At 35.6% G+C, this 10,854-nt stretch carries 12 protein-coding genes and 1 riboswitch; of the genes, 8 read left to right on the top strand and 4 right to left on the bottom strand.

Features of this window, described 5'->3' with window-relative positions:
* Window positions 1–275: 275 nt before the first annotated feature.
* Window positions 276–701, bottom strand: coding sequence for a transposase (locus HMPREF0367_RS02985; protein ID WP_148449353.1), 426 nt, complete (start codon window positions 699–701; stop codon window positions 276–278).
* Window positions 702–719: 18 nt separating this feature from the next.
* On the bottom strand, window positions 720–1,046 hold the full coding sequence (locus tag HMPREF0367_RS02980; protein WP_035401045.1) for an IS1/IS1595 family N-terminal zinc-binding domain-containing protein: 327 nt from the start codon (window positions 1,044–1,046) through the stop codon (window positions 720–722).
* Between the two features lie 293 nt (window positions 1,047–1,339).
* On the opposite strand from HMPREF0367_RS02980, the gene HMPREF0367_RS02975 reads away from it, so the two are divergent.
* The 8 genes from HMPREF0367_RS02975 (at window position 1,340) to HMPREF0367_RS02940 (ending at window position 8,630) form a co-directional block, all read left to right on the top strand.
* Window positions 1,340–2,680 (top strand): MATE family efflux transporter, encoded by a 1,341-nt coding sequence (locus tag HMPREF0367_RS02975; protein ID WP_035401043.1) that lies wholly within the window; start codon window positions 1,340–1,342, stop codon window positions 2,678–2,680.
* 105 nt (window positions 2,681–2,785) lie between these two features.
* A riboswitch (FMN riboswitch) is annotated at window positions 2,786–2,899 on the top strand.
* An 85-nt stretch (window positions 2,900–2,984) separates the two neighbouring features.
* On the top strand, window positions 2,985–3,632 hold the full coding sequence (locus tag HMPREF0367_RS02970) for an ECF transporter S component (protein WP_015536199.1): 648 nt from the start codon (window positions 2,985–2,987) through the stop codon (window positions 3,630–3,632).
* Window positions 3,633–3,644: 12 nt separating this feature from the next.
* The gene (locus HMPREF0367_RS02965) at window positions 3,645–4,100 is read left to right on the top strand and encodes a pyridoxamine 5'-phosphate oxidase family protein (protein WP_022355446.1); all 456 of its coding nucleotides are present in this window, start codon (window positions 3,645–3,647) and stop codon (window positions 4,098–4,100) included.
* Complete coding sequence (locus HMPREF0367_RS02960; protein ID WP_035401041.1) at window positions 4,093–4,632, top strand: GNAT family N-acetyltransferase; 540 nt, start codon at window positions 4,093–4,095, stop codon at window positions 4,630–4,632. The genes HMPREF0367_RS02965 and HMPREF0367_RS02960 overlap by 8 nt, the downstream gene beginning before the upstream one ends.
* A complete protein-coding gene (locus HMPREF0367_RS02955) occupies window positions 4,629–5,225 on the top strand; it encodes a histidine phosphatase family protein (protein WP_022355448.1) in 597 nt (198 codons plus the stop codon). The genes HMPREF0367_RS02960 and HMPREF0367_RS02955 overlap by 4 nt, the downstream gene beginning before the upstream one ends.
* 13 nt (window positions 5,226–5,238) lie before the next feature.
* Window positions 5,239–7,014, top strand: a complete 1,776-nt coding sequence (locus HMPREF0367_RS02950; protein WP_035401053.1) for a DUF885 domain-containing protein — start codon at window positions 5,239–5,241, stop codon at window positions 7,012–7,014.
* 30 nt (window positions 7,015–7,044) lie between these two features.
* Window positions 7,045–7,845 (top strand): Cof-type HAD-IIB family hydrolase, encoded by an 801-nt coding sequence (locus HMPREF0367_RS02945; protein WP_035401039.1) that lies wholly within the window; start codon window positions 7,045–7,047, stop codon window positions 7,843–7,845.
* A gap of 8 nt (window positions 7,846–7,853) precedes the next feature.
* The gene (locus tag HMPREF0367_RS02940; RefSeq protein WP_035401036.1) at window positions 7,854–8,630 is read left to right on the top strand and encodes an alpha/beta hydrolase family protein; all 777 of its coding nucleotides are present in this window, start codon (window positions 7,854–7,856) and stop codon (window positions 8,628–8,630) included.
* Between the two features lies 1 nt (window position 8,631).
* On the opposite strand, the gene HMPREF0367_RS02935 is transcribed toward HMPREF0367_RS02940, so the two are convergent.
* On the bottom strand, window positions 8,632–9,309 hold the full coding sequence (locus HMPREF0367_RS02935; RefSeq protein ID WP_035401033.1) for a YoaK family protein: 678 nt from the start codon (window positions 9,307–9,309) through the stop codon (window positions 8,632–8,634).
* A gap of 70 nt (window positions 9,310–9,379) precedes the next feature.
* Window positions 9,380–10,711, bottom strand: coding sequence for an NADP-specific glutamate dehydrogenase (gene gdhA, locus HMPREF0367_RS02930; protein WP_015535282.1), 1,332 nt, complete (start codon window positions 10,709–10,711; stop codon window positions 9,380–9,382).
* Window positions 10,712–10,854: the final 143 nt, after the last annotated feature.

Here is a 10,854-nt window from a genome sequence, read left to right as displayed (position 1 = left end):
AGCCATTCAGCCTTTTGACTTCCTTGACACATTCTCCCCGCAGTCGTTCCAGTGACACCGGATTGATGCTGTTATTCGCTGCGACCACGTTCATCATGACCGCCATCTCCACAGCTAACTTGAAGATCATCCGGTTCTGCCGATGATCGCTCTCCGCCACAATGCTTTTTAATGTGGATGTGACGATATTGGGGAGATAGGTTTTGTTGTCCTCTGCGGAAACATATGGAGATGATTGACCGGATATAATGGATTCTCTTTATCGTTCAGCTGTTTTATTTTATTAGATAAATATACTTCATTTTTAATCCTAGTTCTTCAACAAGTATGTTATGAGATTTTTCTTCATCATGAACGATTGTCGAACCTTCGGCTATATGTTTTCCATAGGTTCTCATTGTCGAGGTCCTGGATGGTTTTGATGTTCCTGTCACTATGTAGATGGATGCCTTATCATTGCAGGCAACCCCTACTCCTATTTTGTTCCTGGATATTCCTCGCAGTTCTTTTTCGTCTTTTTTGATCTTGTTCTGTTTGGCTTTTGAAAAATACGTTTCGTCTAAATATACAGTACCATCCAACACTATATCATCTTGGATCCCTTTTAATACTTCAAATACTTTAATAAGCCAGTATTTAGCGGTTGTCTTTGAATTCCTGTTGTCATAAGCTGTGGAATGGAGTGAATGAAATTCAAACAAATGCAGAAGGTATTCGATTCATTCCGAAATAGGTATTTTCTTTGAATCAAAGATTGTATTTGCTAATGGATTAAATTGATGATGACATGTCTTAGAAAAATAAATCTGAATTCCATCTTTTCTATGCCCATTTTTAGTGAATTCTGAAGAATTGCATAGCCTACAATTTTCTATAGGTAAAGAGTTTATAAATATTATTTCTTCCTTTGACATCGTACGATGTTTGGCATCATACCATTCAGAAACTGTAGATTCGACTAAAAGTTGATCCGTTGTTTTGGCTTCGGATTTTGACCACGAAAAAGAACGTAAAGGTGTGTATTTTTTACGTTTCTTAGATTTCATTGTTTTGGCGGTTCAGAGTTTCACGAGATGAACAACCAGAACCGCCAAGTTCTCTTGATGGTTATTCACCTCATGAAGCTCCTCAAGAGCTTGCCTTTCTACAAGCGTCTAAATTATACCACCAAGATTTCATTTTTAATATTTATTCACCCTTTATGTGCAAAGGACGAGCCTTTAAAAATTAGTGATAGATAAGAGTGGTAAATTCACTTAATATCTATCACTTTATTTATTTAAGGTTGATTAAATAATTTTCAAGAATATAATATAAGAGTTTTGAGAGGGATGTGGATATGAGTAGTAAATATACAATGGATATGTGCAATGGGCCTTTATTGAAGAAAATCATATTATTTGCGATTCCTTTAATGTTATCTGGTGTGTTGCAACTATTATTTAATGCAGCAGATGTGATTGTTGTTGGAAGATTTACCGGCAATGAAGCTTTGGCAGCTGTTGGTTCAACAAGTTCGCTTATTAATTTATTGATCAATTTATTTGTGGGTGTGTCTGTAGGTGCTAATGTTTTATTAGGGAAACACATTGGTGCTAGAGATGAGGAAAGTGCTTCAAAGACAGTCCATACAGCGGTAACTTTTGCTCTTGTTGTAGGGATTGCCATGATCTTTGTAGGATTCTTTTTATCACGACCACTTTTGGAATTAATGGGTACGCCAGAAGATGTTATAAATCTATCGGTTTTGTATATGCGAATCTATTTTGTTGGTATGCCAGCATTTATGTTTTATAACTTTGGGGCTGCGTTATTAAGAGCAGTTGGAGATACAAAGCGCCCTTTATATTTTTTAACTTTAGCAGGTATCATTAATGTTATTTTTAATTTGATTTTTGTGATTGTATTTCACATGGGAGTTGCTGGTGTCGCATTGGCAACGATCATTTCAGAAGGAATCAGTGCTTTTCTTGTATTTCTTTGTCTAAAAGGAGCAGACGGAGTTCTTCATCTTGATCACAGGAGTTTGAGCTTTCATAAAGATGTCGCAATACAGATGATGAAGATTGGATTGCCGGCAGGACTTCAAGGATGTATCTTCAGTGTGTCAAATGTATTGATTCAATCAAGTGTAAACTCTTTTGGTTCAATCGCAATGGCAGGAAATACTGCTTCAGCTAATTTAGAAGGATTTGTATATAATGCGATGAACTCTTTATATCAGACTTCTTTAAGCTTTACATCACAAAACATGGGTGCTAAGAAATATAAACGTGTAGATAAGATTTTGATTGAATGTTTAGTTATCGTTATGATCGTTGGTATCGTAATGGGTGGAGGAGCTTATTTAATCGGTACGAGCTTGTTATCTATCTATTCAAGTGATCCACAAGTAATTTCTTATGGTTTGTTGAGAATGTCTTTGATCTGTGTTCCTTATTTCTTATGTGGAATGATGGATGTATTTGTTGGATCTCTTAGAGGCATGGGATATTCTGTTATGCCAATGTTAGTCTCTTTGACAGGAGCTTGTTTATTTAGGATCATATGGATCTTTACAATTTTTGCGACGAATCGAAGTTTATTTGTTTTGTATTTTTCATATCCGGTATCCTGGGCATTAACCGCAACCGCTCATTTGATTTGTTATATGATTGTTCGAAAGAAAGTTTTCAAATAAGTTCTATTTAGATATTTAGGGAATGAAACAACAAAATGGTTCGTTCCTTTTTATATAAATTCGTTTACATTTATTTCATTCAGGCGTAATATATAGATGCATAAAATAAATCTTCAGGGCAGAGTGAAATTCTCGACCGGTGGTATAGCCCACGAGCCGTAAGGTTGATTCGGTGCAACTCCGAAGCCGACAGTATAGTCTGGATGAAAGAAGATGCTTTTTTTGTACATTTTTATAGACAAAAGATGCACCTAGAAGAGTTATTTTAGGCGCATTTTTCTTTGTTTATGGAGGTGTTGTGTTTATGAATAGTCGTACAAAGAAAATTACTACAATAGGAATGATGTGTGCCATGGCCATGGTCATGAATCTATTGCTGCACTTTCCAATCATTCCAGCTGTTTCTTTTTTGAACTATGATCCTAAAGATATTGTCATAGTTATCGCAAGTTTTATCTATGGTCCATTTAGTGCTTTTGTGATGAGTGCTATTTGTGCCGTGTTGGATGTTATGTTGCGTGGAGGAACTATCTTAGATGTTTTGATGAATATGATCGCAACATGTATGTTTTCTTGTGTGGCGGGTGCAATTTATAAAAAAGAGCATACAAAAAAAGGTGCTTTGATTGGACTAGGTACAGGTGTCATCTTAACAACTATCAGCATGCTTTTATGGAATTACATCATTACACCAATTTATTTTGGGATTTCAAGAGAAGCCGTTGCGGCTATGTTGATTCCTGGTATTCTTCCATTTAATTTAATTAAATATGGAATTAATGCAGGAGCAAGTTTATTTTTGTATAAACCAGTCATTGGGGCATTGCGAAGTTCTCATTTGGTCATGACAGAAGAAAAACCACACGAAAAATCAAATGAAATGGTTGTTTTAGGTGCTTTTATTGTTATATCATTAGTTATGTTAATACTGGGATATCAGGGGATTATTTAAAAGGAGAAAATCATGAACTTTTTAGAAGCTAAGAAAATAATGGATGAAAAATTAGGTGATTGGAAAATCATGGCTTTGGCTAGCTGTGTGGATAATTATCCTATGGTAAGAAATGTAAGTTGTGTATTCTATAATGATAAGATTTATTTTAAAACCGATAAAAACTTTAGAAAGACACAGCAATTGTTTAAAAATCCTCAAGTTGCGATGTGTTTTAATGGTGTTCAAGTTGAAGGAAAGGCAGTCAACAAAGGCTTAGTCGTAGATGAGCCAGGAAGAATATTTGAAAAGAAATACAAAGAATTTTTATGGCAGAGCTATAATGCATATTCGCATGTCGACACAGAAATCTTGATTGAAGTCACTCCAGAGTTTGTTGAAATTTGGGATGAAGATCAAGATCGTAAAGCGTTCCAGATTTTTATTGATTTTAAAGATCAAAGTGTTGAATACAAACCATATGACTAATCTTGAAACAAAACGTTTGATCTTAAGAAACTGGAAGAGTGAAGATAAAGATTCTCTGTATGAACTTGCCAAAGATCATGAAATCGGGCCAAGATGTGGCTGGTTACCGCATAAAGATGTTAATGAAAGCTTGAATATCATTTGTAATGTATTTGATGAAAACACATATGCCATTGTATTAAAAGATACCAATCAAATTATAGGATGCATTAGTCTGATGTTTAAAGATAAAGCAAATCTTTCCATTTTAGAAGATGAAGCAGAATTAGGATATTGGATTGGAAGACCATATTGGAATCAAGGTTATGTCAGTGAAGCGGCAAAAACTTTGATTCGTTATGGCTTTGAGTCGTTGCATTTATCTAAAATTTGGTGTCTGAATTTTTCGTACAATCTGGCTTCGGCAAGGGTCAAAGAGAAATTAGGCTTTAAACATGAATACATAATTCCAAATAAATTTGTTACGGCATTAAATGTTTATAAAGAGGATAGAGTTGCACTATTGACAAGAGCAATGTGGGAGAAGTTATGATTCGATTGTTGTTTGTACGTCATGGACAGACGGAATTTAATGTAAAAAAGCGAGTACAGGGATGGTGTGATTCGCCTTTGACACAGGAAGGAATCAAGCAGGCAGAATCTTTGATAGATGTATTAAAGGAAGTGGATATTTGTGCAGCTTATAGTTCAACTTCTGAAAGATGCAGGGATACATTGGATATTATTTTAAATGATCGGGATATTAAAAAATATGATCGAAAAGGCTTAAAGGAAATTCATTTTGGATTAGCTGAAGGAGAGCGTATTGAAAAAGTATTTCCTAATGGAACGGCCAATTTAAGCGGATATCAAGATATACAAGGTGAAAGCAAACAACAGGCTTTAAAACGTTTTGAAGATGAAATTCATTCAATCGTTTCTCTGTATGATGAAGCCAATATTCTGATTGTTACACATGGATCGATCTTGAAGGAATTTTTCTCGCATATCGATCTGGGTTTCAAACAGGCAGCTATAGAAGTCAACGGTTCAGTTAATAGATTGATTTCCAATTGTTCGCTTAGTATCGTGGAATATAATCAAGGAAACTATTGCTTGGTTTCTTATGGCAAGACATATTATTGATCATGGAGGCAATATGAAAATATCCAAACTATTGTCATCTCTTGTTTCGATCGCATTGTTCGTATCGATTGCAGGATGTCAAAATGTAGATGAAAAAACAGCGCATGCAGATTTTGATGCGTTTATGGAACAGGAATTTATCGATACAGTCGAAAGTGATTATTTAACTTACAAGACATTGATCGATGATCCAGAACAATATGATATCAATGTAGAAGAGATTGAGGTCAACCTGGGAGAAAGACTGGATCCTGAAAATTATGAGGATTTGATGTCTGAACCCAATGAATCGTATGAAGAGTTTAAATCCTTTGATTATGATAGCTTAAGTGAAGAACAAAAAGATGTATATGATGCTTATGCCTATATGATGGAAATTGATGAAGCATTGTGCGATAAAAAATTCTGGTATTACACACCGTATTTTGAAAGTATGAGTGGCTTGCATTATCAATTACCAACTTTGTTTGCGGACTGGCAGGTAGATAATGAACAGGAAGTTCAAGAGATGATCTTGTTGGTTGAAGATGTCTTAGATTATGTTAATGGAGCTATTGAATATACAAAAAAACAAGAAGAAATGGGTCTTTTAATGATCGATATTGATGAGGTTTTAAATTATTGTCAAAATATTATTGATACAGCCCAGGATAGTGCTGTTTTATCCGCAATGAAAGAAACAATTCAATCTCTAGGATTATCAAATGAGGTCGACTATATCGCACAGCTTGAAGATGCGTTTTATAATTCATTTATTCCAGCTTATGAAAATATCATAGCTATGCTTAATGAATTTTCACAGTCAGCGCAAAACAATGAGCAGGGACTTGCTTCATTTGAAAATGGAAAGGAATATTTTGAGATTCTTATAAAACAAAATACAGGGTTAGATAAAGATCCTTTGGAAATCAAGGAAATGATGGAAGATGCATATCAAGATCATATTTTATCCTTACAGGTTTATGCTTACAGCAATCCGGATGCAGTGAACACATTCATTCAAGGAACTATGCCGGAAACAGGATTTAACAGTTATGAAGAAATCTTAGAATTTGCTAAACAAAATCTTGTAAATGATTTTCCAGAAGTGAATGATCTTGAATATGAAATTAAAGATGTAAATGAGCAAATTGCTTCGGATACGGGGGTTGCTGCATATTTTAAGGTCCCTACATTGGATGGAAATGAGAAAAAACAATTGAGAGTTAACCCAAAAGGTAGTGATATTTCCAGCATCGATACATATATGACGGTTTGTCATGAAGGATTTCCAGGGCATATGTATCAATATGGTTACATGTATGAAAATGTCTCAAGTAATCTAATTAAAGGATTAGCGCAGTTTAATGCATATACAGAAGGATATGCGGTTTATGCACAATATGAGGCTTTGGATTATTTGACAAATATTGATCCAAATCTGTTGACTTTATATGCAGAAAATGAGCAGGCATCTTATTGTGCTATTGTGGCAGCAGATATTGGAATTCATTATGAAGGTTATACGCTAGAGCAATTTACTGACTATATGAGCCAGTCAGGATTTGCTCTAGATGAAGAAAGTGCTAAAGCCTTATATGCACAACTTCATGCCAATCCAGCTGTATTCGAACCATATTATGTTGGAAATGAAGTGATTCAGGATCTAAAAGAAAGTGCCCAGGAAAAACTAGGTGAAGATTTTACGGATAAAGGATTTAATCAAGCAATTTTAGAATGTGGAAATATGCCTTTTGAAGTTGTACAAAGGCATGTGGATTCATATGCGTTAGGAAATGTTCAAGCCTGATTCACTCATATATGAAAAGAGGTAATTGATATGCAAAAAAAAATCAGGGATGAAATTAAAGCTATTTTTTTTGATATAGATGGAACATATTTTGATCATGAAAAAAATCGAGTTTTACCATCGACTATAAAGGCTATGAAAAAGTTAAAAGAAAACGGATATAAAATTGCTCTTTGTTCAGGTAGGCCCTTATTAATGGCAAAAGAGTTGGATGTATTCAATCATGTTGAATGGGATGGTTTTATTGGTAGCGCCGGTAATACCGTATATGATGAAAACTTGAATAAAATTAAGCACAATGGATTTGGTGATAAAGAATTGGAAACAATTTTTTCCATCGCTAAGAAAAAAGAAATTTGCCTTTATGTAAATGGAAGTTCTGCTTTTTTAACAATGGATGATCCACAGGCGGTACAGGTTCTTCAACAATTTCATGTCCAGATTCCCAAAGAGATTCGCGGTTGGCAAAAGAGCGATAGTGTTGAAATGATAAGTATGTTTAAAGGATACGATTATGATTACTCAGATTTTTTACAGGTTCCACAACTAAGAACACAAAAATCGTCAGGTTGTATCGTTGATTTAATTAAAGAAGGCATCAACAAAACGACAGGAATTCATTCATTACTAAAGTATTGGGGAATGGAAGATGCCAAATATATGGCATTTGGAGATTCTTTAAATGATAAAGAGATGTTGGATAGCGCCAATATCGGAGTTGCAATGGAAAATGGAGATGTAAATCTATATCCATATGCAGATGTTGTATGTGGACCAAGTTTTGAAGACAGCATCTATGCTGTATTGAAGAGTTTTCAGATGATCAAATAGGAGTGCATATGATAGAAGAAAGACTGTTTGTTCCGCGTAAAGATCATGATATTCCTATGGTCTTGTGTGTTCCGCAAGCTGAAGGATCTTATCCTTGTATGCTTTTGCTACATGGATTTCTATCTTATAAAGAAGGAGACGGTTATTTGCTTGCAAAGTGTGCTCAGGCTCTAGCCAAGGCTGGGATCGCAAGTGCCCGCATTGATTTTTGCAGCATGGGAGAAAATCGCTCTTCAAGAATTCATTACGGTACCAAAATCATGTTAGAAGAAACTGAGACGATATATCAATTTCTTCAAAAGGATAAAAGATTTATTTCAGATCGTATTGGGTTACTAGGACATAGCTTTGGTGGGCGAATTGCCTTGCTGAGTACTGGTTTGAACCCTAAATGTATCGTTACATTAAATGGAGCATTAAAGATACAAGATCAAGAAGGATTTAAGTTTTCAAAAGAATATGTAGAAGATATACAAAAAAACGGCCATACGATCGTGAAGACCAGTGATGGACGTTATGAATTGGTATTTGAAACATTCTTAAATGAATTGGATGTAGATCTTGGTCCAGCTTTTGAATATGAAGGAAACACGCTTGTTTGTGTAGGAGACAAAGATGTAACAGTGGAGGCTTCACTAAGCTATCAAATTATCGATATGTTAAAAAAAGCAACTCTTATAGAAATTCATGAAGCTGATCATACTTTTTTAGCCAAGACAGGAAACTATGCTAAAGTGAATGAACTTTTAGAACAAGTCGTTGCATGGTTGAACTTAAATCTTTGATTTAATGTTTTCTTTTGGTATTCATCTCTTTTTCTAAGTCGATGAACATCATTAAAAAAGCAGCAATCAAAAACCAGGAACAAATTATGATGGCATAGCGGTGCATAAAATAGATAAAGAAATTTCCGATAACAGCTCCCATAATAAAACAAAAAATGATCAAGTAGTAGAAGGCACCTTTATCAAAGTAGTGCCTTTCTTTTGTGTGCAGGTATTTAAATAAGTTTTCTGTACCGCTTCTTAAGTTGCCAATACACATGGTCGTGGCAGCAGACAAACCTTGAATTTTTCTAAAAGTTTCAACTTGAATGCCACAGGCAAAAGAAGTAAGAGAGTTGGCAATTAAGTTTAGATCACTGTTAAAAAAGGCAACGCTAATTAAGATAGTCGTTTCTATGATCAAAGCAATTTGGCGCCAATGCAGTTTTTTCCATTGACAGGCTCTAAGTTGTTCTGCCAAGGCAATTCCTAAAGTAAAAGCAACGACAGGAATTGCGTATTGTAAGGCATCTAGAAACTTTAACTGGGAGAGATTGATGCCAAAAAGAAGCATATTCCCGGTTTGCGCATTGGCAAAAACATGGCCTCGTTGGATATAGGAATAGGCATCCATAAAACCTCCAGAAAGAGCTAGAAGAATACCTAATTGTTTTGACTCTGAGATTTGTGTAATACGCATGGTTTTATTTTACACTCTTGCACATAAATAGAAAAGCATCTTTTCGATTTTGAAAAGATGCTTGCGTATTTTATACAGTTCCTTGGGCTTTCATTGCTTCGGCAACTTTTAAGAAGCTGGCGATATTTGCTCCAACCACATATTCTTTTTCGTGACCGTATTCTTTTGCGGTATCACGGCAAGTGTTGAAGATATTGACCATGATTCCTTCAAGTTTTTCATCTACTTCTTCAGCTGTCCATGATAAGTGTTGAGCATTCTGAGACATTTCTAATCCAGAGCATGCAACACCACCAGCATTTGATGCTTTACCTGGGGCGTAGAATACACCGTTGTTCATCAAGTAGTGGATAGCATCTGGAGTTGTTGGCATGTTTGCGCCTTCACAAACAGCAAATACTCCGTTTGCGACAAGTGCTTTGGCATCGTCAAGATCCAATTCATTTTGTGTAGCACATGGTAATGCAATATCGCATTTAATGCTCCATGGACGAGCTCCTTCAGTATATGTTGCATTTGGCTTTGCTTCAACATATTCTTTGATACGTCCACGACGTACTTCTTTGATATCTTTAACTAGAGCTAGGTCGATTCCTTCTGGATCATAGATAAATCCATTTGAATCAGACATCGTTACAACTTTAGCCCCTAGTTGAGTTGCTTTTTCACATGCGTAGATTGCTACGTTACCACTTCCTGAAATCGCAACAGTCTTACCTTCAAAGCTAGTACCATTGTCTTTTAGAAGTGCCTGTGTGAAATAACATAAACCATAACCTGTTGCCTCGGTACGAATCAAAGAACCGCCATATGTAAGTCCTTTCCCTGTAAGAACACCGCTAAATTCATTGCGAATACGTTTATATTGACCAAATAGATAGCCGATTTCACGTCCACCAACACCGATATCTCCTGCAGGAATATCTGTGTTTGGTCCGATGTGGCGGGCAAGTTCTGTCATAAAGCTTTGGCAGAAACGCATTACTTCGCCATCGCTTTTTCCTTTTGGATCAAAATCAGATCCACCTTTACCACCGCCCATAGGCAGTGTAGTCAACGCATTCTTGAAGATCTGTTCAAATCCTAAGAATTTGATGATGCTGACATTTACAGAAGGGTGGAAACGAAGACCACCTTTATATGGGCCAATCGCTGAGTTGAATTCAATACGATAACCACGGTTTACTTGTGTTTTTCCATTGTCATCAACCCATGGAACACGGAATAAAATCTGTCTTTCTGGTTCTACGATGCGTGTTAGAACATCGTCATCTAATTTTTCGGGGTGAACTTGAGCGATAACGTTCAGTGATTCGAAGACTTCCTCTACTGCTTGAAGGAATTCTGTATCATTCGCATTACGCTTTTTAACCACCTCATAAAGCTCTTTTAAATCTGTCATTTGAGTTCCTCCTCATTTAAATACTTTCATAGTATATCACAACGTGAAAAGTTTTCACAAGAACAAAAAGAAAATATTTTCATTCCGTATATTGATTGAAAGATATTCAATAAAATAGTATCTTTAGTAGTATTATATGAGGT

Source organism: Faecalitalea cylindroides ATCC 27803 (assembly GCF_000469305.1).
GTDB lineage: Bacteria > Bacillota_I > Bacilli_A > Erysipelotrichales > Erysipelotrichaceae > Faecalitalea > Faecalitalea cylindroides.
This window is presented reverse-complemented; position numbering and strand designations above follow the sequence as displayed.

What these genes read in the sequence shown, in the direction of transcription:
- HMPREF0367_RS02980 (WP_035401045.1), bottom strand. Translation starts at nt 1,046, where the DNA reads ATGAAATCTAAGAAACGTAAAAAATACACACCTTTACGTTCTTTTTCG.
- HMPREF0367_RS02975 (WP_035401043.1), top strand. Translation starts at nt 1,340, where the DNA reads ATGAGTAGTAAATATACAATGGATATGTGCAATGGGCCTTTATTGAAG.
- HMPREF0367_RS02970 (WP_015536199.1), top strand. Translation starts at nt 2,985, where the DNA reads ATGAATAGTCGTACAAAGAAAATTACTACAATAGGAATGATGTGTGCC.
- HMPREF0367_RS02965 (WP_022355446.1), top strand. Translation starts at nt 3,645, where the DNA reads ATGAACTTTTTAGAAGCTAAGAAAATAATGGATGAAAAATTAGGTGAT.
- HMPREF0367_RS02960 (WP_035401041.1), top strand. Translation starts at nt 4,093, where the DNA reads ATGACTAATCTTGAAACAAAACGTTTGATCTTAAGAAACTGGAAGAGT.
- HMPREF0367_RS02955 (WP_022355448.1), top strand. Translation starts at nt 4,629, where the DNA reads ATGATTCGATTGTTGTTTGTACGTCATGGACAGACGGAATTTAATGTA.
- HMPREF0367_RS02950 (WP_035401053.1), top strand. Translation starts at nt 5,239, where the DNA reads ATGAAAATATCCAAACTATTGTCATCTCTTGTTTCGATCGCATTGTTC.
- HMPREF0367_RS02945 (WP_035401039.1), top strand. Translation starts at nt 7,045, where the DNA reads ATGCAAAAAAAAATCAGGGATGAAATTAAAGCTATTTTTTTTGATATA.
- HMPREF0367_RS02940 (WP_035401036.1), top strand. Translation starts at nt 7,854, where the DNA reads ATGATAGAAGAAAGACTGTTTGTTCCGCGTAAAGATCATGATATTCCT.
- HMPREF0367_RS02935 (WP_035401033.1), bottom strand. Translation starts at nt 9,309, where the DNA reads ATGCGTATTACACAAATCTCAGAGTCAAAACAATTAGGTATTCTTCTA.
- gdhA (WP_015535282.1), bottom strand. Translation starts at nt 10,711, where the DNA reads ATGACAGATTTAAAAGAGCTTTATGAGGTGGTTAAAAAGCGTAATGCG.